Consider the following 25,587-nt stretch of genomic DNA (forward strand, 5'->3'; position numbering starts at 1 on the left):
CAATCGGACATAACAAAGCATGATGTCAATAAAGCCAGGGAAAAATAGCTGAACCCTCCTGACAGCCCTCTGTCAGCACAATCGGTCAGCACCGTCGGTCACGGATCATTAAACGGAGAACCAGTGTGCACGGCTACGGCGGGATGGATGCGTTGAAATCGGCCCGAACTGTGCTTAGGTTCCAGCCATGACCTTGCCTCACCCCAATACGGACCAGATCAGCCTGCCGATCGTGCTCGGCGTGCTCGGCGACCCGACCCGGCTCGCCATCGTGCGCTATCTCGCCAGCAAGGAAGGCGTGCCGCTGAACTGCAGCCAGTTCCTCGATCTCGGCTCGAAGACCAATCTCAGCTACCACCTCGCCAAACTGCGCGAGGCCGGCGTCACCCGCGCCGAAGTGGTCGGCACCAACCGGATGATCACGCTGCGCCGCGCCGACCTCGACGCCCGCTTCCCCGGCCTGCTCGACAGCGTCATCGCCGCGGCCGGCGCTGAGCCGGCGCTGCCGGCGGTCGGTGGCCACGACCTTGAAATCCCCGCCTGAGGCTGTTCCCGCCCTCGCTTGAGAAACGTTGCCTCACCAACGGAGCCACCCAAAATGCGCATTGCCGTCCTCGCCGATATCCATGGCAATGTGCTGGCGCTGGATGCCGTGCTTGACGATCTTCGCCGGCGCGGCGGCGCCGATTTGACCGTCAATCTCGGCGACAGCGTTTCCGGCCCGCTATGGCCGCGCGAGACGTTTGCGCGGCTGGAGGCGCTCAACCTGCCGACGGTGCGCGGCAATCACGACCGCCGTGTCGCCTGTGATCCGGCCGACGAGACCATGTGGGCTTCCGACGTCTATGCGCAGGAACGGTTCACGCTGGCGCAGCGCGAGGTGCTTTTCGCGCAGCCGCTGACGCTGGAGATCGCGCCCGGCGTGATCGCCTTCCACGCCCGTCCCGACCATGACGAGAAATATCTGCTCGATGCGATCGTCGACGGCCAGCTGGTGCGCGCGCCGCTGGCGGCGATCCGGCGGCGGCTGAAGGCGCTCGACCCAGCCTGCCGTATCGCGCTGTGCGGCCACAGCCACCGGGCGGAGCTGATCCGCATCCCCGATGGTCCCGTCATCTTCAATCCCGGCAGCATCGGCTGCCCTGCCTATGACGATTCGACGCCGCCGGCGCATGTCTCCGAGCAGGGCTCGCCGCATGCGCGCTATGGCATCGTCACGCTGGGCGGTGCGGATCAGCCCGGCCGTTTCGAGGCCATCGCCGTCGACTACGACCACGAGGCGGCGGCCAGACAGGCCGAACAGGCGGGCCGACCGGAATGGGCCCACGCGCTGCGCACTGGCTTCATGCCGGGCTGAATGCATTCGCGTTCATGCCGCCCAGCTGAACTGGCTCACAGGCGAAACGGCGGTCGAATTTTCGGGCTTACATGGCAGCGCGTCGTCCCCTATAAAACCGGCCGGGCATGCAGCGGCTCGACCCGCAGCGTGCACGGTGTCTTTGAGTATCAGCGCACGGCCAAACGATGAGGCGCACAGTTACGCTCCGAACAACCCTGCATGCGCTGATTGCCGTTCCGCTGCTGATGGCGGCATGGCCTGCCGTTGCCGTGGCTGAAGAGGCGCCGGATCTCGTCATTTCCATCGTCACCGGCCTGGCGCCGGACGATCTTCTCAATGTCCGCACGACCGCATCGCCGATCGCCAAGGTCGAAGCGCGTCTGGCCGTCGGCGACAGCGTCACCAATCTCGGCTGCAACGACGTCAACGGCCACAAATGGTGCAAGATCGAGAGCACCGGCAAGGAGAAGCTGAGCGGATGGGCGCCGGCGCGCTACCTCATCCCCCTCAATCCGGCCCCCTATGTCGAAGGCCAGGCAAAACCGATCGACGGACCGGTGGTCGCCTCCAGTGGCAGCGGCAATGAGGCCGACCAGGCATCGGCGCCGAGCGCACCGCCGCCCGACCTGGCGGCGCGGCTGGGCGCTGCCAGTCCGGCGGCTGGCGCCGAAAGCACGCCGAAATCAGCCGCCGAAATCGGCCGGACGGCCATGCAGGATGCCTACGGCCTGGCCTTCGCTGTGCAGGAAAACCCGACCGGCGAGATCGAAGAGCCGCCGGTCGCGGCCTGGGCATCCACTGCCCCGCCACCTGACTCGCAGACCGTCGCGCGGCTGGAACCGCCGTCCGGCCATGCCGCCAATGAAATTCCGTGCGCCCGCTATGTCGGCGAGCCGATGACGCGTTGCGAGGTCAGCGTCGTGCATAAGGGCAGCGACAACGCCGACGTCACGGTCACCTGGCCCGATGGCGGCACCCGCATCATCTCCTTCGTCGCCGGCCAGCCGGCCAGCTCCGACGCGCGCAGCGACTTCCGCTTCACCCGCGAGGGCAGCCTCAACATGATCCGCGTCGGCGTCTCCGAACGCTTCGAGATCACCGATCGGCTGGCGCTGGGGGATTAGGTTTCAGGCAGTAGGCAGTAGGGAATAGGCATTAGGCGCTGAAACCTCCCTCACTGCCTACTGCCCTACTGCCTACTGCCCTCATTTTCGGGGTTACATCGGGCAAACTCTTCCCTATAAGGCCCTCCTAGCCTGATACCAGAATCGCGAGCACAACCGGCCGGGTCTTCCCGTCCCGGTTTTTTGTGCAAGCCGCCCGCCGAACGGAACTTCGCCATGCCAAGACGCACCGACATCAAGTCGATCCTGATCATCGGGGCCGGCCCCATTGTCATCGGCCAGGCCTGCGAATTCGATTATTCCGGCACCCAGGCCTGCAAGGCGCTGAAGGAAGAGGGCTTCCGCGTTATCCTGGTCAATTCCAATCCGGCCACCATCATGACCGACCCGGAACTGGCCGACGCCACCTATATCGAGCCGATCACGCCTGAAGTCGTCGCCAAGATCATCGCCAAGGAGCGGCCCGACGCGCTGCTGCCGACCATGGGCGGCCAGACCGCGCTCAACACCGCTTTGTCGCTGCGCCGCATGGGCGTGCTCGACCGCTACAATGTCGAGATGATCGGCGCCGACGCGCATGCCATCGACAAGGCCGAGGACCGCGCGCTGTTTCGCGAGGCGATGAAGAAGATCGGGCTCGAAACGCCGAAGTCGATGCTGGCCAACGCCACCGACGTCAAGAACACCGACCGCAAGACGCATGAGGCCGAGCGCGCCGCCGTCAAGGCCGAGGCCCCGACCGATCTCGACGCCGCGCTCGACGCGCTGGAAACCCGCTGGAACCTCGGCGAAGGCGACCGCAAGCAGCGCTACATCAGCCACGCCATGGCGATCGCCGCCCAGGCGCTCGACCATGTCGGCCTGCCCGCCATCATTCGCCCGTCCTTCACCATGGGCGGCACCGGCGGCGGCATCGCCTACAACCGCGCCGAATTCTACGAGATCGTCCAGTCCGGCCTCGACGCCTCGCCGACCACCGAAGTGCTGATCGAGGAAAGCGTGCTCGGCTGGAAGGAGTATGAGATGGAGGTCGTCCGCGACAAGGCGGACAATTGCATCATCGTCTGCTCGATCGAGAACATCGACCCGATGGGCGTACATACCGGCGACTCGATCACCGTCGCCCCAGCGCTCACGCTCACCGACAAAGAATATCAGATGATGCGCAACGCCTCGATCGCGGTGCTGCGCGAGATCGGCGTCGAGACCGGCGGCTCCAACGTGCAGTTCGCCGTCAACCCGGCCGATGGCCGCTTGGTCGTCATCGAGATGAACCCGCGCGTCTCGCGCTCCTCCGCTTTGGCCTCCAAGGCGACCGGTTTCCCCATCGCCAAGATCGCCGCAAAACTCGCCGTCGGCTACACGCTGGACGAGCTGGAGAACGACATCACCGGCGGCGCCACGCCCGCCTCCTTCGAGCCGTCGATCGATTATGTCGTGACGAAGATCCCGCGCTTCGCCTTCGAGAAATTCCCCGGCGCCGAACCGGTGCTGACCACCGCCATGAAGTCGGTCGGCGAGGTCATGGCCATCGGCCGCACTTTCCAGGAATCGCTGCAGAAAGCGCTGCGTGGTCTCGAAACCGGCCTCACCGGCCTCGACGAGATCGAGATCCCCGGCCTCGGTCACGGTGCGGCAGTCGCCAACCATGCCGACGACCGCAACGCCATCCGCGCCGCGCTCGGCACGCCGACGCCCGACCGGCTGCGCATGGTGGCGCAGGCGATCCGCATGGGCACCTCGCTGGAAGACGTGCACGCCATGTGCAAGATCGACCCGTGGTTCCTCGAGCAGATCGCCGGCATCGTCGCCATGGAAGCCCGCATCCGCGAGCACGGCATCCCCGGCGATGCCGTCAATCTGCGCATGCTGAAGGCGATGGGTTTTTCGGACGCCCGCCTCGCCTCGTTGACCAAAACCGACGCCGAGATGATCCAGAAGGCTCGCGAAAAGCTCGACGTTCATCCGGTCTACAAGCGCATCGACACCTGTGCGGCCGAGTTCGCCTCGCCCACCGCCTATATGTACTCGACCTATGAAGTGCCGTTCGCCGGTGCGCTGGCCAACGAAGCGCAGGTCTCGTCGCGCAAAAAAGTCGTCATCCTCGGCGGCGGCCCCAACCGCATCGGCCAGGGCATCGAGTTCGACTATTGCTGCTGCCACGCCGCCTTCGCGCTGCGCGACGCCGGCTATGAAGCGATCATGATCAACTGCAACCCGGAGACCGTGTCGACCGACTACGACACCTCGGACCGGCTCTATTTCGAGCCGCTGACGGCGGAAGACGTGCTGGAGATCCTGCGCGCCGAACAGGCCTCGGGCGAACTGGTCGGCGTCATCGTCCAGTTCGGCGGCCAGACGCCGCTGAAGCTCGCCGATGCGCTGGAGAAGGCCGGTATCCCGATCCTCGGCACCTCGCCCGACATGATCGATCTGGCCGAAGACCGCGACCGTTTCCAGAAGCTGCTGCACAAGCTCGGCCTGACCCAGCCGAAGAACGGCATCGCCTATTCGGTCGAGCAGGCCCGCCTCGTCGCCGGCGAGCTCGGCTTCCCGCTGGTGGTGCGCCCGTCCTATGTGCTGGGCGGCCGCGCCATGCAGATCATCCACGACGAGGGCATGCTGCAATCCTACCTGCTCGACACCGTGCCCGGCCTGGTGCCGGAGGACATCAAGCAGAAATACCCCAACGACAAGACCGGCCAGATCAACACGCTGCTGGGCAAGAACCCGCTGCTGTTCGACACCTATCTCTCGGGCGCCATCGAGGTCGATGTCGACTGCCTGTGCGACGGCAAGGCGACCTTCGTCTCCGGCATTCTCGAACACATCGAGGAGGCTGGCATCCATTCGGGCGACAGTGCCTGCTCGCTGCCGGTGCACTCGCTGCCTTCGGAGCTGGTCGACGAGTTGGAGCGCCAGACGGCGGCCCTCGCCCGCGCGCTCAATGTCGGCGGGTTGATGAACGTGCAGTATGCGATCAAGGACGGCACGGTCTATGTGCTGGAGGTCAACCCGCGTGCATCGCGCACCGTGCCCTTCGTCGCCAAGACCATCGGCCGTCCCATCGCCAAGATCGCGGCCCGCATCATGGCCGGCGAGAAGCTGGAAGACGCCTTCGCCCATTACGGCGCCATGCCCGACCCCAGGAACCCCGGCCACATCGCGGTCAAGGAAGCGGTGTTCCCCTTCGCCCGCTTCCCCGGAGTCGACATCCTGCTCGGGCCGGAAATGCGCTCGACCGGCGAGGTCATGGGCCTCGACCGCGATTTTGCGCTCGCCTTCGCCAAGAGCCAGCTCGGGGCCGGCGTCGACCTGCCGCGCTCCGGCACGCTGTTCGTCTCGGTGCGCGACGAGGACAAGAAAGGCATATTGCCGGCGGTCAAGCGCCTGACCGGCCTCGGCTTCAAGGTGCTGGCGACATCAGGCACGCAACGCTTCCTTGCCGAAAACGGCGTCGACGCCGAGAAAATCAACAAGGTGCTGGAAGGCCGCCCGCACATCGAAGACGCCATCCGCAACCGCCAGGTGCAGATCGTCTTCAACACCACGGACGGCCAGAAGGCGGTGTCGGACTCAAAATCGCTGCGCCGCGCCACGCTGATGCAGAAGGTGCCGTATTACACGACGCTGTCAGGTGCGGCCGCGGTGGCGGAAGCGATCGCGGCGCTGAAGGCGGGGAGCCTCGAGGTCAGGCCGCTGCAGGAGTATTTTGCCTAGTCTAAAGCGAAGCGGCGGCTGCCTCGGCTTCGGCATCGGCGTCGTAATTCCAGACCCAGGCACGTTCTTGCGGCTGAGCATCGAGCTTGCGGTCGCGGGCATGCAAATTGCCGCTGGCGTCATAGCGAGCACCACTCACGCGCGCCATGCGCTGGACGCCGGCAGTCCGCTCGCGCCGCAGCTGCTCGTAAATCAGCAGCGCCCGTGGGGCTGACTTGCGGTCTGCGTGGCTCAGCACGGTCGCCAAGGCAACCGCGTCTTCGATGGCCTGATTGGCTCCTTGTCCCAAATGCGGCAGCATTGGGTGGGCGGCGTCGCCCAGCAGGGTCAGGCGTCCGCGAGTCCAGGTTGCGAGCGGCTCACGATCGAACAGGCCCCACCGAAACGTCGTTTTCAGTTGGGCAATGACCGTCTCAACCATGGGGTCCCAGCCGGCGAACTCCCGGGCAAGGGCGGAGGGATCGCCCCGTGCCGACCATGACTCCTTCATCGGCTCGTCAGTCGTCACAAAGCCGACGTAGTTGATGAGCAGGCCGGCGCGCACCGGATAGACGAGAAAATGCTTGCCTGCACCAAGCCAGTTGCGCATCGCTCCCGGCGGCCACGAGACACCAGCCGCCGGGATCACTCCTCGATAGGCGACCGATCCCGAATAGAGCGGGGCGGACGGGGCAACTACGAACTGCTGAAGGGTAGAATGGATACCGTCAGCCGCGATCACGACGTCAGCCGTTGTGCGCAAACCGTTTGCGAAAGTGATGACGGCCTGCTCATCGTCCTGTTCGAAGCCGATACATCGATGGCCGGCCTTCACAATTTCGGCAGGTAGCCGGTCGACGAACATTGCCAGCAAATCGGCGCGGTGCATGCCGTAGAACTCGATTTGGCTGGCAAGCGCGGGGGGCCACATCGCCGCCGCATAGGATCCATCGGCGCGACGAAACTGTGGGTCGATCCATCTGGCCCCCGAGCGGATCAGCTCGTCACCGAGGCCGAGCCGCCGAAGCATCCGGACACCGTTCGGTTGGATCACGACGCCGACGCCGACCTCGGCCAGGGCCGTCGCCTGCTCGTAGAGACGGACGTCCATACCACGTTGAAGCAGGGCGGCAGCAGCCGCGGCGCCGCCGATGCCGCTGCCGATGACCGCCACACGTAGCGGGCTGGTGCTCATTGCTCCGGCTCGTCAAGCATTGTCAGCCCTTGGCGCGTGCCGCCACCGCGGCCGCCCGTGAATATGGGCAGCCTAGCGCCGGCGCACAGCGCAGGCAAACGGCGATCATGTTGCAAGGCGCGCGTCGTCGCCTGGGAAAATAAACAAGGTGCTGGAAGGCCGCCACACATCGAAGACGCCATCCGCAATCGCCAGGTGCAGATGGTCTTCAACACCACGGACGGCCAGGGCGAGGGCCGAACCCAGTTCACGCCACGGCCACACACTCGATCTCGATATCGAACTCCATCGGCCATGACGCCACCGGCACGAAGGTCCGCGACGGCGGATTCTCGGGAAAATGCCTGGCGTAGACGCGGTTGATGGCGTTGTAGAAGCCGGAATTGACGGCGTAGATGCGCACCATCACCACATTGTCCAGCGAGGTGCCGGCCGCCTCCAGGCAATGTTTCAGCGCCGTCAGCGACGCTTCGGTCTGCGTTTCGATGTCGCCCTTGACCAGCCTGCCGGTCGAGATATCGAGCGGCGGCGTGCCGGACACGAAGACCAGCCCGGCGGCCTTGGTCACCAGCGACAGCGGCACGCCCAAGGCGCGCACGGCCGCCGACAGGATCGGCACTTCGATGATTTCCTTCTTCATGGCAACCTCCCTCTCAATGCATTTGGCAATTGCAGGGAGCTTATCTGCCTGCCTTGGGAAGACCAGTGCCGATGCTCGGTTTGACCAGACCATGATCCCTAAAAGTGGGAGCCGGTTTTCGGATGAGATCATGGTCAAACAAGGAGCTAGAGCCCCATCTCGATTCCATCGGGATGGAACGGGCTCTAAAGAAAACCGATGAACCGTCCGGCGAAAAGCACCGAGGTCCACAGCAGCATCGAGAGCACAGCCAGGATGGTGGCGGTCTCGCCTGTCGGCTCGTCACCGCCTGTTGCGCGGCAGAAGCGCAGGAAGGCGAGGAAGTTGACGCCGGCAAAAAGGATGAGTGCCATCTTGGCGAGGAAAATCGGCATCGCCGCATATGTACTCGCCTTGACTGAAAAGAGCAGCGAGCCTGTGACAAGCGCACCTGCGAACGCACCCAATGCGGTGCGGCGCAGCAGGGCAACGAACGCCGCGTGCGGCAGCGAGCGGAAGGCGCCGCAGATCCTGAGGTCCATGAGAACGACGCTGGTCAGCAGCGCGCCGATCGACATGATGTGGAGCGCATTGACTATAGGATAGGCGACGAAGGAGGCCTTCAGCCACCGCGCGAAGGTGAGTTGCTCGATGCCGGCGAGGAACTCCGCCATTCAGGCCGGTGGCACACGGTCGGGATAGACATCATACGTCTTCCCCTTGACGATGACACGGACCGCTTTCATGCGCTTTTCGGTCGCGTCGAGCGAGCGGTTGCCGATCGCGGTCACCTCGTCGCCAACCTTGGCAACCTCCTCCGTGAAGCCGGCGGCGATCGTGCGGGACGGCGGCGCCATCTCCACCCGCCAGGCCTCTCCCTCCGCGTCGACATCCAGCGTGGCATGCGGATTGCCGATATAGATGGCCGTGATCTTGCCCCGGAGTTCGAAAAACCCGTCCTGCGTCCACGACCAGCCATGATGGGCATAGGCTGCGGTGCCGGCGGCAAGCATCACGGCCGCTGCCAGCGCGACGCCGCGAATCCCGTTGAAAAAGTGACTGCATCACTCGCCTCCTCGGTTCATCCAGCAGGCATTCGAGAGTAGGACACAGCGCGGCAACGTCAAATCACATCGGACGAAAGACCGGCACCGCAGGCGCCCGCTCGATCACCGGCATGAACCGATCCGGCCTTGCTAATGACATCCATGCGCGCCACTCTCGCCTCTGCTGGCCGCTCTTCTCCCAGGCTGAAGACCGGCCTCCCATCTGAACGAGGAAAACCATGAGCAGCATGAGAGACCGTCAGGAAGGCTTCGAAAAGAAGTTTGCGATGGACGAGGAAACGAAATTCAGGGCCATGGCGCGGCGTAACAAGCTGCTCGGCCTGTGGGCCGCCGAAAAGCTCGGCAGATCCGGTGCGGACGCCGACGCCTATGCGAAAGAAGTGGTGCACGCGGACTTCGAAGAGGCAGGCGACAACGACGTGTTCCGCAAGGTACGCGCCGATTTCGATGCGGCAGGCGTCGTCCAGTCAGATTCTCAGATACGTGTCGCCATGGAAGAACTGCTGGTCACCGCGGTCGAGCAGATCAGGACGACCTGAGCACGCTCAGCTTTGATCTGGATAGGGCGTGCCATCCTTGTGCAGGAAGCGGCCGTCGGCGCTCGGGCTCATCATGTCGATGTCCGAGCAGGTGATGGTGTCGTCCGGGTTGCGCGAGCCGACCTCCAGATAGAGCGCCGTCATGGCCGATTGGTTGATCAGGTGATGGCCGTTGCCGCAGTTTTTGGCAAAGGTCGCGCAATCGCCAGCCCTGAGCAGTGTCTCGCCGCCATCCTCGACCAGCGTCAGTTCGCCGTCCAGCACATAGACGAACTCGTCCTCATGGCTGTGCCAGTGGCGTTGGCTGGACCAGCCGCCGGGCGGCAAGGTCATCAGGTTGACGCCGAAATCGGTGAGGCCACCCGCATCGCCCAGCCGCCGCCGCGTGCGGTCGGCACAGGGCGCATCGAAAGGCGCGGGGTAGCCTGATCCCTTGCGGACGGGCACGGCTGACAAGTCGATCCTGGGCATGGCTACTCCCTCAGATTGATGCCGGCAGTCTAGGTCACGGCGGGCACGAGCACAGAGCCACCCTGCAGCACTCAGTTCGCCACGAGGCACCACCGTGGCACTCTCGTGGCACTCTACGGCGCCCCCCTCTGTCCTGCCGGACATCTCCCCCACAAGGAGGGAGATTGGCAGTCACCACCGCTTTCGCCAGTTTTCAACGTTGCAAGAAGAGAGCCAGCGCCCCACCTGCCAATCTCCCCACTTGTGGGGGAGATGTCCGGCAGGACAGGAGGGGGGCGCCGTAGAGCACTGTTTTTTCGAGTGCTCCAGCTGGCAACGCCTCGAAGGCAAAGCCCCTCAGTGACAGCACGCCTCGCCATATTGCAGCTGCTCGTGCCAGTTCGGTCGGCCCTCAGGCGCAAAATCCATCAGGTTCCACAGGATCTCGCAGGTGCCGATGGCGCGCGGGTCCTGGCCGGGCTCCGGCGGTGCGAAGCCGAGCTCGGACGACCAGAAATGGCGCATGCCGTCGGCGTCGCGATGGAACACGGACAGCAGCGGGATCTGCGCGCCGTCCGCGTCCTCGGCATTGTAGTCGCGCTTGAAGCTGTTGGAGGCCGACGACACCAGCCGCATGTTGCGCCAGCCGCGGTCGCGGCCGAGCGTGACCAGGTTTTCGAGCGCGGTCTTGGCCACCACCGCGAAATTGAAGCCGGCCGCCTCGAGATGGCCGACCGCGCCGTCGAACTGGTCGAGCAGCGCCGTGCAGGACGGGCATGGCTGGTCCGGGCGCGCGAGCTTCGCCGTGCCGCCGCCTGTGGCCACCTCGCGCGTCTCCTGCGGGTGGCGCGGAAACATCATGTTGTAGAGGATGAGCGAGTCCTTTCCCGGCGCGAACAGCTCCGACAATTTTACCCGCGTGGGCTTGCCGGCAATGTCCAGCCCGTCGAACGCATAATCCTGCGGCACCAGCCCACCGGGCGGCAATGCACGGCGCGCGACGGCCACGGCCTCCATGGCGCGGCGCAGTTCGATTTCCTTCTGCAGCAGTTTTTCGCGGGCGGTGCGGTATCGGGCGGATTCGTTTGGAAAGGTGATCATGATCGGCTCCTTGGGTCGTCGCGCCGGCGTCCCGGCGCGGTTGCTCTGCGACCCAAGGACGTTTGGCGACGATCGGTTCCGACATTTCTGCGGATGGCCCGCAGCGATCGCTCGCGGCGGAACCTCTACGGCTTCCCGGCATTCTCGCCGCAGGATAAACAAGCCGGTCCGGGGAACAGAATGCACAATGACGAAATCGACCTGCGCTGCCCGCAAGTGGTGGCCGACAATGCCGCCAAGGGCCTCCGGCTGCGCGGCGAATTCGGCCGAGGCGGCACCGAGATCGGCGTGGCCCGCGCCACCGAACTGAAGAACCGGGAAAAGCTCGCGCCCTCCACCATCCGCCGCATGGTCAGCTATTTCGCCCGCCACGAGGTCGACAAGCGCGGCAGGAATTACGGCAACGAGCAAAACCCGTCGGCCGGCTACATCGCCTGGCTATTGTGGGGCGGCGACGAAGGCCGTGCCTGGGCGCTGGAGCTCAAACGGAAGATCGGCAACGCGCCGGACATCTGATCGGCTGCGCCGACCGCTCCTCTCAGCCGTACCAATCAACCTCGAACATGCCGAGCCGCTGGTAGAGCCGGATAGCGGCGGCATTTTCCACCGTGTTGGTCTTCAGGTCGACACGATCGACGCCGCGCTCGCGAAAACTGGCGAAGGCGTGCCACATCAGCGCCTCGGCAATGCCCTTGCCGCGCGCCTCGGGATGGACGGCTAGGTCCTTGACGAAGGCCGATTTCCAGCACAGGGCGGCCGCCGCCAGCCGGCCCTTGGCGTCGATCACCAGGAAGCACAGCGCCGGGTCGAATTCGGGATCGCCTGATATACGCGGCCACCAGTCCTCGAAAGGGCCATCGGCGCCGTCGTCGAACACTTCGGTCAAAAGCGCATGCAGGGCCGGCGCGTCACCGGGCTCGAAGCAGCGCATGACAAAACCCTCCGGCCAGTGCGGAGGAACCAAGGTCTCGTCGAGGATCTTGCGCAGCCGGATGTCGTTCAGAGCCGGCGGGCGCGGTTCAGGCATCGCGCTCAGGCGTCGGGCTGCAGGCGGCTGCGCTGGCGGTCGCGGCCAAGCCCGGTCGCTTCGAGCAGGCCCTTGCGCTTGGCGTCGAAATAGTAGCCGGTCTGGTAGAGCCAGTCGGCGCGCTTGGCGTTGCCGCCGGCCACCAGCCAGGCGCCGCGCAGGTATTTGACCGCGTATTTCAAATTGGTCTCGGCGTCGAACAGGCCCTTGGCCGGTCCGTCATAGCCCATGCCGCGCGCCGTCGCGTGCTTGATCTGCATCAGCCCCCAATGGCCGTTGTTGTAGGCTTTCGGGTTGAAGGTGCTCTCGCGGTTGACGACATGGCGCACCAGGTCGACCGGCACCTGGTAGAGGGCGGCATATTTCTCGATCAGCCGCTCGACGTCGCCGCGCACGCCCGTCGCATGCTCTTCTTGCACGGGTGCCATCGGGAACTGGACAAGCGCAGCCGGATTCTGCGGCACGACATAGGCGACCTGCTGCACATCGGGCACGACTTTCCGGTCGCCCTTGGCGGTCGCCGGCATGACGAGCCCGGCTGTCGTATAGGTCTCGGCTGTCTTGATCGGCTCACTCGCATTCGCCGGCGGCGGCGCCTGCCAGGCATTGGCGGTCATCACAGCGGGCACTGCTGGTGCTGCCGGGGTCGATCCGGCAAAGGCGGCGGTCGCTGCAGCCGGCTGGACGGCGGGATCAAGTGCCGGTGTGGCCTGGCCGGACGTCAATTCGGCCGTCTGAACAGGGGCGATCCCCGACGATTCTGGCAGCACCGAAACCGTCGCCGGCAACGGTATGGTGAAGCCGGCATCAGCGCCGGCGGCAGTCGCGGTCTCGGTCAGGGCAGGCGCGGACTTCATCTGCGAGGTCGACGTGCAACCACTGACGCTGGCGGCGGCCAGGATCACGCCGATCGCGATAAGAGTGTGTTTTGCTGGCAAGCCGCGCTCGGGTCCGATTTGTCGGGTTATTAAGAAATCCCTTACACCAGCGATTCATGACCGGCAATCGGAGCCATCAGGTGGTTTTCGGGTGGCGGGACCTGGGGTCTGATGCCATATTGTTCTGGATATGTACCGGGTCGACTCCCGGTTTTCACCACTTTGCGGAAAGGAACGCAACATGGAAACGACACCTTCGATCACAGCCGGCCACACAGTGTTAGAAACAGTGATCGGATTCATGGGCATCGCCTGGAGTGAAAAGGGCCTGATCCGGCTCTGCCTGCCCGAACGCAGCCGCGAAGCGGTGGAACGGCGCCTGCTGCGCCATGGCGGCGTTTCCGCCTCCACCGCGCAGCCGCCATGGGTGGTCGAACTGATCGCCTCGATCAAGGCCTATGCGGCCGGCGAGGATGTCGACTTCACCGGCGTACCCGTCGATCTCGACGGCGTCGACGACTTCCGCCTCGCCATCTATGACGCGGCGCGAAAGCTCGGCTATGGCGAAACCACCACCTATGGCGAGTTGGCCAAACGCGCCGGCCATGGCGGTCTGCCGCGCGAAACCGGTGCTGCCCTTGGCGCCAATCCGGTGCCGCTGGTCATCCCTTGCCATCGCATTCTTGCCGCCGGCGGCAAGATCGGCGGCTTCTCGGCACCCGGCGGCTCGAACACCAAGGAGAAGATGCTGGCCATGGAAGGCGTGCGCGTCGGCCCACCACCGCCGGCGCAGGTTTCCTTCGGGTTTTGAACAGCTGCGCCAAAGCCAGGCGCGGGCAAGGTTGCCTTGTTTTGACGCAATTCCCTAGGGAGAGCGCTACGCGCTTTTCCCGGGAAAACCGCTTCACACTTTTCCTGGAATGGCTCTAGTTGTTGTGGAAGAATCGCCGGCGGAAATGCCGATCATTGTCCGGCCGCTTGCAGTTGTAGACCGGGCAAGATTTGGTATCGGCGCTCGGCACGTAGGCGCGTGTCCTCACCTCGCCCATGGTGCAGAATTGCTGGCTTTGCACATAGCGGTCGTAGAGCGGCAGGCCCGGCACCCGCGTCGACTGGTAGCGCAGGATGACGGCGCCATGGCGCGCGATCGTCGACTGGACCTTGCCGCAGCTCATATGCGTCGGATCGTAGCGCGAGATCGCCTGCGCCTCGGCGGCCACCAGCGTCAGGCAGGCGGCAAGCAGAATGGTTTTCATGATCCTCTCCCCTCTCCCAAGCGAGCGGATGGAGCGCGCGAGGGCCCCGATCCTGTGGCGACGCTCTCACGCGATTGGGGCGGCCATTGGGCGGCCTTTTGATCACGGCTTTCTCACGCAGTCTTGTTTTTCGTGCGAAAGCAGACTATATGCGTTCCATTGATATTTCGGCCGATCGATCCGGGCCTCGCGATATTCGCGTTTGCTGACGTCTATCTCCAAAATCTCGATACACACCGGCTGGACCTCGGTCTGGTCAATCTAAAGCAAATGTGAAGGACTATCTAAATGGCAACTGGAACGGTCAAGTGGTTCAACGCCACCAAGGGCTTCGGCTTCATCCAGCCTGACGCGGGCGGCGCGGACGTATTCGTCCACATCTCCGCTGTCGAGCGTGCTGGACTGTCGACCCTGGTCGAAGGCCAGAAGATCAACTTCGAGATCGAGCAGGACCGCCGCACTGGCAAGTCGTCCGCTGGTTCTCTGAGCAAGGCAGCCTGATTTTGCGAATGGCGCGCGCCGGGCGAGAGCCCGGGGCGCGCGGCAAGTCACGGATGTACTGACAGTCGCGCGAGAAGCGCGCCGGAGCGGAAAGACCCGACAAGCTGGATCAGCAGATAGCTGCCAGCCCGGACCAGACGCTCCCGATCAGGCTACCGAAAATGGGAAGGCGGGATTTATCCCGCCTTTTTGTTTGTCTGGGGTGAGGAGTGGTCCGCGCAGCGGACGAAAAACCAATTGCTTGACTTTTCGAACGACGAACGCCCGGCAGGGCGATGACGGGCAGTGCGGCCTCAAGGCTGCCCGCCGCGCCGGCCAAGCCCAATTGTGAAAAAGGCTGGCGCTCCCCCTCATCTGACTGCCGCCATCTTCTCCCCGTATTGGGACGGGAGAAGGACGCTTTCGCCGAAGCTTTCGCCAATCGCCGAGTTAACCCAGCCACTCCATCGGCACGTGCCCCGGATCCGCCTCCACCCTCTTCAGCCAGTCCGCCACCGCTGGATAGGCGTCGAGCTGGAAGCCGCCCTGCTCCGCCGTGTGCGTATAGGCATAGAGCGCGATGTCGGCGACGCTGAGCGCGCCGCCGGCGAAAAAGGCACTGCTTTCCAGATGCTTGTTCATAACGCCGAGCGCCTTGTTGCCGCGCTCCAGCGTCACCGCCAGCCGCTCAGGCGTCGCATCCCTGGCGCGTTCGGGAAAGGTCAGCAGCGCCTTGCGCACGGCAATATAGGGCTCGTGGCTATACTGTTCGAAGAACAGCCATTGATAGGCCAGCCCCCGCTCGTATTTGTCCGCCGGCAGGAAGCGCGTGCCTTCGGCGAGATAGAGCAGGATGGCATTGGATTCGGCGAGCCGCCGACCATCGTCGAGCTCGAGCAGCGGCACCATGGCGTTCGGGTTCTTGGCGACATAGTCGGGCTTGCGGGTGTCGCCGGTGTGCGAACTCACCTCGACATTGGTGAAGGCGAGGCCAAGCTTGGCCATCAGCAGGCGCGGCTTGTAGCAATTGCCGCTATCGATCATGCCGTAAAGTATCATTGCCAGTCCTCGGAGTGCTGCCTCTGCCGGCGCGATTATCGCAGCGGCTCGCGGCGCAACCAATGATTTGTTTTGGCACGACCATCAGCGCCGCTGATGAAAGCGTCCTTCTCTCCGTTTACGGGGAGAAGTGCCCGGTAGGGCGATGAGGGGCAGCGCGACACATCAGGATTTTCTCTTCGGAGCTGAGCCGTATACTGCGAAGGCCGGCGCTGCCCTCATCTGGCTGCCGCCATCTTCTCCCCGTATAGTGAGGGGGAGAAGGACGCTCTCGCCGCAGATTTCGCCAATCACCAACGCGCCCTAGCCGAACAGCGGCACAACCTTGCTATCCCTGCCCAGCAGCGTGTCGATGGCGAGCGGCTCTTCGTCGAAGATGGTGCCGGCCAGCGCCGGCCGGGCGAGAAGAAAACCCTGCAGCAGGTCGACGCCGCCTTCGAGCGCGACGCGCAGATGGGTGGGCTGCTCGATGCCTTCGACCAGGACCTTGGCGCCGCGGTCGTGCAAGGTCGAAACCAGCGGGTGGAAGAACCGCTCGGCGGCGGCATGGCGGCAGAACTCGGCGAACCAGGTGCCGTCGATCTTGACGATGTCGGGGTGGAGCAGGCCGACCCGCTCCGCGGTCGAGTGGCCGGTGCCGAAATCGTCGATGGCGACGCGCATGCCGTCGCGCCGCATTTCGTGCACCAACCTGGTGAGAAGCGCGTCGTCGGCCGCCTGTTCGGTGATTTCGCAGACCAGCATGGCCGGCGCGAGGCCGAACTCGCCGAGATGCCGGGTCATCAGCCGGATCTCGGCCAGTGCCCGCCCGGGATGGTCGTTGATCAGCGGATTGTAGTTGAAGAACAGATCGAGCCCGTCGACGCCGATGTTGTGAAAATTCCTGAGGTGCAGCGCCCGGCACATGGTTTCGACAAACAGCCGGTCGGAGGCGGCAATGCTTTCGAAAAACACCTTCGGCGCACTGGGGCGGCCGGCACGGTGCGGCTCGATCAGTGCTTCGACCGCGACGGCGTGAAGGAAGCGGCCTTGCGGCGCGAAAATCGGCTGATAGGCGCTGCGCAGCCGGAACTCGCCATGGATGCCATACTCGATGCCGACCTCGTCGGCGAAGATCGCATCGCCGACATTGCGCCGCCGCTCGGGCCTCATGGCGTCACCCTGCGCCCGAACGCTTTCGCCCGCCGCGTCGCTTCCGGCGAGGCCGGCTGGACAGGCGCGGCCCCAGCGACCGCGGCGGCGGGTTGCTGCGTGGTTTTGCCGAAGACGCGAAAGCTGGTCGGCGCCAGCTCGGGCCGCGCCAGCACGAAACCCTGAACCATCGACGCTCCCGATTTCTCGGCGAGTTCCAGTTGCCAGCCCTCCTCGATGCCCTCGAACACCGTGCGGATGCCTTGCTCCTCGAAGCTTCTGACCATGGTGGTCAGCAGCGCGAAGCCGGCCCCGGACTCCATCAGTTGCGTGATCCAATAGGCGTCGAACTTGACGATGTCGGGCTTCAGCTCCTTGATGCGGTTGATGTCGGAATCGTCGGCGCCATAATCGTCGACGGCAATGCGAAAGCCGTTGCCCCTCAGCGCGGCGACGAAGCTGTGCAGGGTTTCCTGCGACGCCGACCGCTGCTCGGTCACTTCGCAGACCACCCGGCCTGGATCGATACCAGCCTCATGCAGCACCAGCCGCATTTCGCGCAAGGCATTGTCGGCAACGGTGCGCTCGGTGAACACCGAGGGGTCGAAATTGACGAAGATCGCCGCCTCCTGCGGCAGGCAGGCGCCGGCGTTCAGAAGATGCAGCGTCCTGGTCAGCGCCTCGATATGCAGGCGATCGGCGGCCGGGCAGGTGCTGAAAAAGCTCACCGGCGATTGCGGCTCGCCGTCGCGGAACGGCCGGATCAGCCCTTCGAACGCGGCAACCGACAGCTTGCCTTCGTTGAAGGCAAAGATCGGCTGGAAGGCGCTTTGCAGCGTGTAGATGCCCCAGACACCGGTGGAGGTGCCGTCGTCCTGACGGATGATGTGGGCAAGCCCGATGCTGCGCGACACGGTTCCTCGCTCCGCGAACTGGCGGATTGGTGTGCGATCCTGCCACGCAAGCCTCTACCGCTCGTTAATGAATTTATTGTTGCCGATCACGGGTCATTGAGATCTGGATCAGCCGACAATGCTTGCACTGCGCGACATCATGCGACATGAGAAGCGCCGCGGCTGCTCCTGGCCGTGCCGATCCTTTATGGAGACGTTCAAGGTCATGGCCTTTCTTGCCGACACCCTTTCCCGCGTAAAGCCTTCCGCCACCATCGCGGTGACGCAGAAAGCGCGCGAGCTGAAAAATGCCGGCCGTGACATCATCGGCCTCGGCGCCGGCGAGCCGGATTTCGACACGCCCGACAACATCAAGAATGCGGCGATCGAGGCGATCCGCCGTGGCGAAACCAAGTATCCGCCGGTTTCAGGCATCGTGCCGCTGCGCGAGGCGATCGCGAAAAAATTCAAGCGCGAGAACAATCTCGACTATAAGCCCGAGCAGACCATTGTCGGCACCGGCGGCAAGCAAATCCTGTTCAACGCCTTCATGGCGACGCTGAACCCCGGTGACGAGGTCATCATCCCGCGCCCCTACTGGGTCAGCTATCCCGAGATGGTGGCGATCTGCGGCGGCACCTCGGTGTTTGCCGACGCCTCGATCGACAACGGCTTCAAGCTGACCGCCGCCGTGCTGGAAAAGGCAATCACGCCGCGCACAAAATGGCTGCTGATGAACTCGCCGTCGAACCCGTCGGGTGCTGCCTACACCGAGGCCGAACTGCGCGCGCTGGCCGACGTGCTGTTGAAGCATCCGCATGTCTGGACGCTGACCGACGACATGTATGAGCACCTGACCTTTGGCGACTTCGTCTTCAAGACCATCGCCGAGGTCGAGCCGAAGCTCTACGAGCGCACGCTGACCATGAACGGCGTGTCGAAAGCCTATGCCATGACCGGCTGGCGCATTGGCTATGCGGCGGGCCCGGTCCAGCTGATCAAGGCGATGGACATGATCCAGGGCCAGCAGACATCGGGCGCCTGCACAATCGCCCAATGGGCGTCGGTCGAGGCGCTCAATGGCCCACAGGACTTCATCGCCCGGAACAAGGCGATCTTCCAGGGCCGGCGTGACCTCGTCGTGTCGATGCTCAACCAGGCGCGCGGCATAACCTGCCCGTCGCCGGAAGGCGCCTTCTATGTCTATCCGTCCTGCGCCCAGCTGATCGGCAAGAAGACCAGGGCCGGCAAGGTGATCGACACCGACGAAACTTTCTGCTCGGAACTGCTCGAGGCCGAAGGGGTCGCGGTGGTGTTCGGCTCAGCTTTCGGCCTTGGTCCGAACTTCCGCATCTCCTACGCCACTTCGGAGACGCTGCTTGAGGAGGCCTGCACCCGCATCCAGCGCTTTACAGCGTCGCTGACCTGATCAGGCCAGTCTTGAACTGAAAACCCGGCCTCACCGCCGGGTTTTTTGTTGGCAACGTCTCCTGCTTCACCTCGCTGGCCGAAAGCGCCTCGGCTTGACTAGAATTCCCGAGTTCCTCACCGGCTCGGCACTCAGCCGCCATATTGCGCCGACGTCACCTCTTCCAGCCAATCGGCGTGGACGCCGTCCAGCGCCTCCTGCATGGCGATATGCGTCATCGTCGATTTCGGTGCGGCGCCGTGCCAGTGCTTTTCGCCAGGCGCGAACGAGATGACGTCGCCGGCCCTGATCTCCTGGACCGGCTCGCCCCATGTCTGGGCAAGGCCGGCGCCTGAGGTGACATAGAGTGTCTGGCCGAGCGGATGCGTGTGCCAGTGGGTGCGCGCGCCCGGCTCGAAGCTGACCAGTGTGGCCCGCAGCCGCGCCGGCACCTCCTTCTCGATGATCGGCGTCTGCAGCACGCGGCCGGTGAAGTATTTTTCCGGCGCTATGATGGTCGGCACGCTACCGCAGGCAATGATCTTCATGGTGGGTGATCCTGGAACTGGTGAAGCGATCGGCAACAAACGCCGCCCGACCTTTGAGGCAAAGAGCATTCTCGGCCGATATCATCCCATGCGCAACCGGCCCTTTCGCCCGCCGCCGCAAGACCCGTTTTTTCACCCTGGCCAGGGCCGCTGGCCGCAATCGGTTCCAGGGTTATTTTTTCGGCCGGCCGCGGCGTAACGCCAGGCTCTATTTTTCTTGCCCTGCCGGCAAACAAGTGGGACGATGGCTTTGGGCAGGTGGCGAAACCAAAAGAACCCCGCCCGCGACGGTCGAACAGGCCGGCCGCCGCTCAGGACCGATTGACCACGCCTGAACCATGCATGCCAGTCGGTCCTACGGGAAACGCCTGAGTGGAGGTCATTCATGGGTACTCGCGCCGGAGGACGACGCACGGGACCGAAATGCATTGCCATAGTCGGTCCCTTCGCAAGCGGTAAGACGACACTTCTCGAAGCCATATTGGCCCGCACGGGCTCCATTCCCCGACAAAATCCCGTCTCATCGGGCAACACCGTTTCAGATTATTCGCCAGAGGCGCGCGCCCACGCCATGAGCGTCGAGGCGACGGTCGCAACCACCGAATTCATGGGCGAGCAGATTACCTTCGTCGATTGTCCCGGCTCCATCGAATTCTCCTTCGAGGCCGAGCCGGTGCTGGCTGCCTGCGACCTCGCGGTGGTCGTTGCCGAGGCCGACGAAAAGAAGATCCCTGCGCTGCAGCTGATCATGCGCAAGCTCGACGATCTCGGCGTGCCGCGCATCCTGTTCCTCAACAAGGTCGACAAGGCAATCGCCGGCGTGCGCGACACGCTGAAGATGCTGCAGCCGGCAAGCTCGGTGCCGTTGCTGCTGCGCCAGATTCCGCTGCGCAAGGACGGCGTGGTCATCGGCTCGATCGATCTGGCGCTGGAGCGCGCCTACATCTATCGCGAATATGCCGAGAGCGAGGTGGCTGAGATACCGGGTGACGACAAGGCGCGCGAACTGGAGGCGCGCTTCTCGATGCTGGAGACGCTGGCCGACCATGACGACCAGCTGATGGAACAGCTGCTCGAGGAGATCGAGCCGCCCAAGGACGCCGTCTTCGACGACCTCGCCGCCGATCTGCGCGATGGCGCGGTGACGCCGGTGCTGATCGGCACCGCCGAGAAAGGCAACGGCGTGCTGCGCCTCTTGAAGGCGATCCGCCACGACGCACCCGACATCGAGGCGACCCGCAAACGGCTCGGCGCGCCCGACGGCGCGGCCACGGTGGCTCAGGTGATGAAGACCATCCACACGCCGCATGGCGGCAAGCTGTCGGTGTCGCGCATCCTGTCCGGCCAGGTCGTCGACGGCTCCGAACTCTGGCTGCCCGGCGGCGACACGGCGAAGGTTTCCGGCATCTACAGGATGCTGGGCAAGGACCAGGTCAAGCTCACCATCGCCAAGGCCGGCGACACTGTGGCTCTGGGCAAGCTGGACGAGGTCAAGACCGGCCAGACGCTGAGTTCGGCCAAGGGCGGCACCAAACAGCTGTTCGAATTCGAGCCGCCGCAGCCGGTCTTCGCTTTCGCCCTGCGCCCCAAGGAGCGCAAGGACGAGGTGAAGATGTCGGCCGCCATCCAGCGGCTGGCCGAGGAAGACCCCTCGCTCAGCCTGCGCCACAACCAGGACTCGGCCGAGACCGTGCTGTCTGGCCATGGCGAAATGCATCTGCGCGTCGTGCGCGAGCGGCTGGAAGGCAAGAACCAGATCCCGGTCGAAGGCCATGCGCCGGCGGTGCCCTATCGCGAGACGATCCGCAAATCGGCGCAGCAGCGCGGCCGTCACAAGAAGCAGTCCGGCGGCCATGGCCAGTTCGGCGACGTGGTGATCGAGATCAAGCCGCTGCCGCGCGGCGCCGGCTTCCAGTTCACCGACACCATTACCGGCGGCGTCGTGCCGAAGACCTACATCCAGTCGGTCGAGACTGGCGTGCGCGACTATCTGAAGTCCGGCCCGCTCGGCTTTCCCGTCGTCGATGTCGCGGTCAATCTTTCGGACGGCTCCTACCACGCGGTCGATTCCTCCGACATGGCCTTCCAGATGGCGGCCAGGCTGGCGATGAAGGAAGGCATGGCGGCCTGCTCGCCGGTGCTTCTGGAACCGGTGATGAAGGTCGAGATCGTCACGCCGTCCGACGCGACCTCGAAGATCATCGCCCTCATCCCGCAGCGGCGCGGCCAGATCCTCGGCTACGACGCGCGGCCTGACTGGCCGGGATGGGATGTCGTCGAGGCAACCATGCCGCAAGCCGAGATCGGCGATCTGATCATCGAATTGCGCTCGGCGACCGCAGGCGTCGCCAGCTACCGCGCCGTCTTCGACCACATGGCCGAACTCACCGGCCGTCTCGCTGATGAGGCGATGAACGCCAACGGCAAGGCTGCCTGATTCCGTCGCGATGCCACGCCCCTCGAACCTCGGTTCGAGGGGGCCAAATGAAAACGACGCCCGGCGGGACCGGACGTCGTTTTATTGCGGACCGTTTCCCCTGGGAGGTAAAAACGGCAGGTCCGCCGCATCTGGCGCCGCCGAGCTTCGGCGGCAAAAATGGTTCGGACGCGGTAGCCGCCTGAGCCCGGGCCGTCCGAGTGATGCCCCCATCTCCCGCACGACCACACCGCGTCCTATGGTCTGCATAGCAGGTGTTGGGCGTCCGTGTCATGTTACCTGAGGTTACATGACACTGTTACGTGGCAATTCTGACAAATTTTTGAGTCGCCCCGGCAGAGCTCCGGCAACAAAAAAGCCGGATCAACGAAGATCCGGCTGAGTTTGATTGGAAGTGCCTGTTAAGGCTAACCTCCAGAGGGGAACACTCGAGGGCGCTAATGGGAGGAGAACGCGCCCAGGAGATGATCTATATATGTGCTCATCATGCCCAAGAAACAAGCATCTATTTTGCAACACACGCATGCAAAAAGACGCAGGCTGTGGTCTAACCCGTATCCGAGACCAATAGGACCAGCAAAATCACCGAAACCGAGCGCTGGGTGCTGCGATTCACACTACAGAATCGCCAATCACGATCGATTTCTGGCCTGAAATGTCAAAATCGCGTGATGACGTGGAAGAAGGCACCAGGCGTTCATTTCTCAGGCAGTCAGGGGGAAGCATCCAATGCGGACGTTTTCGGCGATCGCCGGCAGCGCGGCATTCTTCATCGCCGCACCCGGCGTGGTTGCCGGGCTGGTGCCCTGGCTGTTGACCGATCGCTGGGGCTTGCCATGGTCGAGCCTGCCGGGCTTTGCCCCTGTCGGCGCCCTCCTGATCGTCGCCGCGATCGCTGCGCTGCTTCATGCCTTCGCCCGCTTTGCGCTCGAGGGCCTGGGCACGCCCGCTCCGGTCGCGCCGACCGAGAGACTGGTGATCGGCGGCATTTACCGCCATGTCCGCAATCCAATGTATGTCGCGGTGCTGTCGATCATCCTCGGCCAGGCGCTGCTGTTCTCGAGCTGGACGCTTGCCGCCTACGCCGTCATCGGTGCGATCGTCATGGTGTCGTTCGTCAGGGTCTACGAGGAGCCGACATTGGCCCGCCGCTACGGCGCGCAATACGAGACCTACCGCCACAACGTGCCCGGCTGGCTGCCGCGGCTGACACCCTGGCGTGGCTGAGCCGAGGTCTCAGGGCACGTTGAGATTGAGGTCAGGCCGAGCCGATGGAGATGCCCTCAGAAGGACCAGCTACGGGCCTTGGCAATGATGAAATCGCGGAACACATGCAGCTTGGCCTGGTTCTTCATCGCATCAGGATAGGCGAAATAGGTGTCGAAGGACGGCACCTCGGTCTCGGGCAGCAATTGCACCAGGTCGGAGTCCTTGCTGATCACATAGTCGGGCAGCATGGCGATTCCGGCGCCACCCTGCACCGCACGCTTGATCGACAATATGTCGTTGATCTGCAGCGTCGGCACCCTTTGTCCGCCTTCGAAATCGCCAACCGTTTCCAGCCAGTTCAGCTCCGACAGATGCGACGGCACCGGCACGCCGAAGGTGACGATGCGATGGCTCTTTAGCTCGGCCACCGAAGCCGGCTTGCCGTGCTTGGCGACATAGGTGGGTGAGGCATAGAGATGGAAGTGCACGGTGAACAGGCGGCGCTGGATCAGGTCCGGCTGCTGCGGCTGGCGCAGCCGGATCGCGCAGTCGGCCTGCCGCATGGTGAGGTCGAGCTCCTCGTTGGCGAGGATCAGCTGCAGGCTGATTTCGGGGTAGAGCTCGATGAACTCCTGCACCCGCTCGGTCAGCCAGCCGGCACCCAGCCCGACGGTGGTCGTCACCCGGAGCACGCCTGAGGGGCGATCCTTGGTCTCGGTCAGCCGCGACTTGATGGTCTCGAGCTTCATCAGCACGTCATGCGCCGTGCGGAACAGCATTTCGCCCTGCTCGGTCAGCACCAGACCGCGGGCATGGCGGTTGAACAGCGGCACGCCGACATCATGCTCGAGCGCACTGACCTGCCGCGAGATCGCCGATTGCGACAGATGCAATGTCTCGGCCGCGTGGGTAAACGACCCCGCCTCCGCCGCAGCGTGAAACACGCGTAGCTTGTCCCAGTCCAACGCCATGATACCCCTCGTTCTGTTTTTGGCGTCTGAATGAAAAATCAGGCTTTTACACGGCGTTTCTAAGCCGCTTTATGAACTCTTTACTCCGCCGCTTCGCGGTGCACTTCGATACCGGCCAGATACTTTTCCGCCTCGAGCGCTGCCATGCAGCCGAGCCCCGCCGCCGTCACCGCCTGGCGGTAGATGTCGTCGGTCACGTCGCCCGCCGCGAACACGCCGGGCACGTCGGTGCGGGTCGAATCGGGCGCCGTCCACAGATAGCCGTTCGGCTTCTGCTTCAGCTTGCCGACAAACAGTTCGACCGCCGGCGCGTGACCGATCGCCACGAACACGCCGTCGACCTTGAGGTGCGTTTCCTGGCCGGTCACCGCATTGCGCAGCTTCAGCCCTTCGACCGAAGGCGGCAGCGGCGTTTTGCCGGGACGGCCGGTGATCTCGTCGACGATCGTGTCCCAGATGACGCGGACATTGTCCTTCTTCAGCAGCCGCTCGCGCAGAATGCGCTCGGCGCGGAAATCGTTGCGCCTGTGGATGACAGTCACGCTCTTGGCGAGGTTCGACAAATAGAGCGCTTCTTCCACCGCCGAATTGCCGCCGCCGATCACCGCGACATCCTTGCCGCGATAGAAGAAACCGTCGCAGGTGGCGCAGGCCGACACGCCAAAGCCCATGAAGGTCTGTTCGGTCGGAATGCCCAGCCATTTGGCTTGCGCGCCGGTGGCGATGATCAGCGCGTCGGCGGTGTAGGTGGTGCCGGAATCGCCCTTGGCACGGAACGGCCGCACGTTGAGGTCGACCTCGGTGATGATGTCGTTGATGATGTCGGTGCCGACATGTTCGGCCTGCTTCAGCATCTGCTCCATCAGCCACGGACCCTGGATGGGGTCGGCAAAGCCAGGATAGTTCTCGACATCGGTGGTGATCATCAGCTGCCCCCCCTGCTGCAGGCCGGCGACCAGCATCGGCTTCAGCATGGCGCGGGCGGCGTAGACCGCCGCCGTGTAGCCGGCGGGGCCGGAACCGATGATGAGAACGGGCGCGTGCTTGGTGGTCATCTGGAAGCCTCTGCGGAGGGCCGCCGGCAATTGCGGCATGGAAAACTCGTCGATATCGCGCGTAATGTAAGTGTTGGCCACGACGCCAGCAAGGCAGGTTGG

Annotated in this window: 27 protein-coding genes; 12 read left to right on the forward strand and 15 right to left on the reverse strand. The window is 64.2% G+C overall.

Annotated elements, in window-relative coordinates:
- The first annotated feature begins 187 nt into the window (after positions 1-187).
- The 4 genes from ACFSOZ_RS19940 to carB all read left to right on the forward strand — a co-directional run bounded on the left by ACFSOZ_RS19940 (position 188) and on the right by carB (position 6,183).
- Positions 188-544: an ArsR/SmtB family transcription factor gene (locus ACFSOZ_RS19940; RefSeq protein WP_379100639.1), complete on the forward strand. Its 357-nt coding sequence runs from the start codon at positions 188-190 to the stop codon at positions 542-544.
- A gap of 54 nt (positions 545-598) precedes the next feature.
- A complete protein-coding gene (locus ACFSOZ_RS19945; protein WP_379100642.1) occupies positions 599-1,357 on the forward strand; it encodes a metallophosphoesterase family protein in 759 nt (252 codons plus the stop codon).
- 167 nt (positions 1,358-1,524) lie between these two features.
- Positions 1,525-2,463 carry an SH3 domain-containing protein gene (locus ACFSOZ_RS19950; RefSeq protein ID WP_379100645.1) on the forward strand — a complete coding sequence of 313 codons (939 nt, stop codon included), beginning with the start codon at positions 1,525-1,527 and terminating at the stop codon, positions 2,461-2,463.
- Between the two features lie 216 nt (positions 2,464-2,679).
- Complete coding sequence (carB, locus tag ACFSOZ_RS19955) at positions 2,680-6,183, forward strand: carbamoyl-phosphate synthase large subunit (protein WP_379100647.1); 3,504 nt, start codon at positions 2,680-2,682, stop codon at positions 6,181-6,183.
- A gap of 1 nt (position 6,184) precedes the next feature.
- Here the strand turns inward: carB and ACFSOZ_RS19960 are convergent, their stop codons facing one another.
- The 4 genes from ACFSOZ_RS19960 to ACFSOZ_RS19975 form a co-directional block, all read right to left on the reverse strand.
- Positions 6,185-7,336, reverse strand: coding sequence for an FAD-dependent monooxygenase (locus ACFSOZ_RS19960; protein WP_379100649.1), 1,152 nt, complete (start codon positions 7,334-7,336; stop codon positions 6,185-6,187).
- A gap of 268 nt (positions 7,337-7,604) precedes the next feature.
- Complete coding sequence (locus ACFSOZ_RS19965; protein ID WP_379100651.1) at positions 7,605-7,997, reverse strand: RidA family protein; 393 nt, start codon at positions 7,995-7,997, stop codon at positions 7,605-7,607.
- A 185-nt stretch (positions 7,998-8,182) separates the two neighbouring features.
- Positions 8,183-8,650: a DUF6644 family protein gene (locus ACFSOZ_RS19970; protein WP_379100654.1), complete on the reverse strand. Its 468-nt coding sequence runs from the start codon at positions 8,648-8,650 to the stop codon at positions 8,183-8,185.
- The gene (locus ACFSOZ_RS19975; RefSeq protein ID WP_379100997.1) at positions 8,651-8,989 is read right to left on the reverse strand and encodes a DUF6152 family protein; all 339 of its coding nucleotides are present in this window, start codon (positions 8,987-8,989) and stop codon (positions 8,651-8,653) included. It lies immediately after the preceding gene.
- 272 nt (positions 8,990-9,261) lie between these two features.
- Between ACFSOZ_RS19975 and ACFSOZ_RS19980 the strand changes: the two genes are divergently transcribed.
- A complete protein-coding gene (locus tag ACFSOZ_RS19980; protein WP_379100657.1) occupies positions 9,262-9,582 on the forward strand; it encodes a DUF1476 domain-containing protein in 321 nt (106 codons plus the stop codon).
- Positions 9,583-9,588: 6 nt separating this feature from the next.
- Here the strand turns inward: ACFSOZ_RS19980 and ACFSOZ_RS19985 are convergent, their stop codons facing one another.
- Positions 9,589-10,053 (reverse strand): cupin domain-containing protein, encoded by a 465-nt coding sequence (locus ACFSOZ_RS19985; protein ID WP_379100659.1) that lies wholly within the window; start codon positions 10,051-10,053, stop codon positions 9,589-9,591.
- Between the two features lie 336 nt (positions 10,054-10,389).
- Positions 10,390-11,133 (reverse strand): DUF899 family protein, encoded by a 744-nt coding sequence (locus ACFSOZ_RS19990; RefSeq protein WP_379100662.1) that lies wholly within the window; start codon positions 11,131-11,133, stop codon positions 10,390-10,392.
- Positions 11,134-11,313: 180 nt separating this feature from the next.
- Here ACFSOZ_RS19990 and ACFSOZ_RS19995 point away from each other — a divergent pair, with 180 nt between their 5' ends.
- Positions 11,314-11,649 (forward strand): hypothetical protein, encoded by a 336-nt coding sequence (locus ACFSOZ_RS19995; protein ID WP_379100665.1) that lies wholly within the window; start codon positions 11,314-11,316, stop codon positions 11,647-11,649.
- A gap of 22 nt (positions 11,650-11,671) precedes the next feature.
- Here ACFSOZ_RS19995 and ACFSOZ_RS20000 read toward each other — a convergent pair whose 3' ends face one another.
- A complete protein-coding gene (locus ACFSOZ_RS20000) occupies positions 11,672-12,160 on the reverse strand; it encodes a GNAT family N-acetyltransferase (protein WP_379100668.1) in 489 nt (162 codons plus the stop codon).
- Positions 12,161-12,165: 5 nt separating this feature from the next.
- Complete coding sequence (locus tag ACFSOZ_RS20005) at positions 12,166-13,098, reverse strand: transglycosylase SLT domain-containing protein (RefSeq protein ID WP_379100671.1); 933 nt, start codon at positions 13,096-13,098, stop codon at positions 12,166-12,168.
- A gap of 181 nt (positions 13,099-13,279) precedes the next feature.
- Between ACFSOZ_RS20005 and ACFSOZ_RS20010 the strand changes: the two genes are divergently transcribed.
- Positions 13,280-13,849, forward strand: coding sequence for a methylated-DNA--[protein]-cysteine S-methyltransferase (locus tag ACFSOZ_RS20010; RefSeq protein ID WP_379100674.1), 570 nt, complete (start codon positions 13,280-13,282; stop codon positions 13,847-13,849).
- Positions 13,850-13,964: 115 nt separating this feature from the next.
- Here the strand turns inward: ACFSOZ_RS20010 and ACFSOZ_RS20015 are convergent, their stop codons facing one another.
- Positions 13,965-14,294: a hypothetical protein gene (locus ACFSOZ_RS20015; protein ID WP_379100676.1), complete on the reverse strand. Its 330-nt coding sequence runs from the start codon at positions 14,292-14,294 to the stop codon at positions 13,965-13,967.
- Between the two features lie 288 nt (positions 14,295-14,582).
- Here ACFSOZ_RS20015 and ACFSOZ_RS20020 point away from each other — a divergent pair, with 288 nt between their 5' ends.
- A complete protein-coding gene (locus tag ACFSOZ_RS20020; RefSeq protein WP_010910991.1) occupies positions 14,583-14,795 on the forward strand; it encodes a cold-shock protein in 213 nt (70 codons plus the stop codon).
- Between the two features lie 429 nt (positions 14,796-15,224).
- Here the strand turns inward: ACFSOZ_RS20020 and ACFSOZ_RS20025 are convergent, their stop codons facing one another.
- The 3 genes from ACFSOZ_RS20025 to ACFSOZ_RS20035 form a co-directional block, all read right to left on the reverse strand.
- Positions 15,225-15,833 carry a glutathione S-transferase family protein gene (locus ACFSOZ_RS20025; RefSeq protein WP_379100679.1) on the reverse strand — a complete coding sequence of 203 codons (609 nt, stop codon included), beginning with the start codon at positions 15,831-15,833 and terminating at the stop codon, positions 15,225-15,227.
- 303 nt (positions 15,834-16,136) lie between these two features.
- Complete coding sequence (locus ACFSOZ_RS20030; RefSeq protein ID WP_379100681.1) at positions 16,137-16,985, reverse strand: EAL domain-containing protein; 849 nt, start codon at positions 16,983-16,985, stop codon at positions 16,137-16,139.
- Positions 16,982-17,878 (reverse strand): EAL domain-containing protein, encoded by an 897-nt coding sequence (locus ACFSOZ_RS20035; protein ID WP_379100684.1) that lies wholly within the window; start codon positions 17,876-17,878, stop codon positions 16,982-16,984. Before ACFSOZ_RS20035 ends, ACFSOZ_RS20030 begins: the two co-directional genes overlap by 4 nt.
- A 205-nt stretch (positions 17,879-18,083) precedes the next feature.
- Here ACFSOZ_RS20035 and ACFSOZ_RS20040 point away from each other — a divergent pair, with 205 nt between their 5' ends.
- Positions 18,084-19,286: a pyridoxal phosphate-dependent aminotransferase gene (locus ACFSOZ_RS20040; protein ID WP_379100687.1), complete on the forward strand. Its 1,203-nt coding sequence runs from the start codon at positions 18,084-18,086 to the stop codon at positions 19,284-19,286.
- Between the two features lie 131 nt (positions 19,287-19,417).
- Here the strand turns inward: ACFSOZ_RS20040 and ACFSOZ_RS20045 are convergent, their stop codons facing one another.
- A complete protein-coding gene (locus ACFSOZ_RS20045) occupies positions 19,418-19,813 on the reverse strand; it encodes a (R)-mandelonitrile lyase (protein ID WP_379100690.1) in 396 nt (131 codons plus the stop codon).
- A 385-nt stretch (positions 19,814-20,198) separates the two neighbouring features.
- Between ACFSOZ_RS20045 and ACFSOZ_RS20050 the strand changes: the two genes are divergently transcribed.
- The 3 genes from ACFSOZ_RS20050 to ACFSOZ_RS20060 all read left to right on the forward strand — a co-directional run bounded on the left by ACFSOZ_RS20050 (position 20,199) and on the right by ACFSOZ_RS20060 (position 23,477).
- Positions 20,199-22,250 carry an elongation factor G gene (locus tag ACFSOZ_RS20050; RefSeq protein ID WP_379100693.1) on the forward strand — a complete coding sequence of 684 codons (2,052 nt, stop codon included), beginning with the start codon at positions 20,199-20,201 and terminating at the stop codon, positions 22,248-22,250.
- Between the two features lie 47 nt (positions 22,251-22,297).
- Positions 22,298-22,435 carry a hypothetical protein gene (locus ACFSOZ_RS20055; protein ID WP_379100695.1) on the forward strand — a complete coding sequence of 46 codons (138 nt, stop codon included), beginning with the start codon at positions 22,298-22,300 and terminating at the stop codon, positions 22,433-22,435.
- 544 nt (positions 22,436-22,979) lie between these two features.
- Positions 22,980-23,477, forward strand: coding sequence for a methyltransferase family protein (locus tag ACFSOZ_RS20060; protein ID WP_379100698.1), 498 nt, complete (start codon positions 22,980-22,982; stop codon positions 23,475-23,477).
- A gap of 56 nt (positions 23,478-23,533) precedes the next feature.
- On the opposite strand, the gene ACFSOZ_RS20065 is transcribed toward ACFSOZ_RS20060, so the two are convergent.
- Together ACFSOZ_RS20065 and trxB are read right to left on the reverse strand one after the other, a co-directional pair.
- Entirely contained in the window at positions 23,534-24,430 is an 897-nt protein-coding gene (locus ACFSOZ_RS20065; RefSeq protein ID WP_379100701.1) for a LysR family transcriptional regulator, read from the reverse strand.
- A gap of 80 nt (positions 24,431-24,510) precedes the next feature.
- On the reverse strand, positions 24,511-25,485 hold the full coding sequence (trxB, locus tag ACFSOZ_RS20070) for a thioredoxin-disulfide reductase (RefSeq protein WP_379100703.1): 975 nt from the start codon (positions 25,483-25,485) through the stop codon (positions 24,511-24,513).
- Positions 25,486-25,587: the final 102 nt, after the last annotated feature.

The organism is Mesorhizobium newzealandense (assembly GCF_042682145.1).
GTDB lineage: Bacteria > Pseudomonadota > Alphaproteobacteria > Rhizobiales > Rhizobiaceae > Mesorhizobium > Mesorhizobium newzealandense.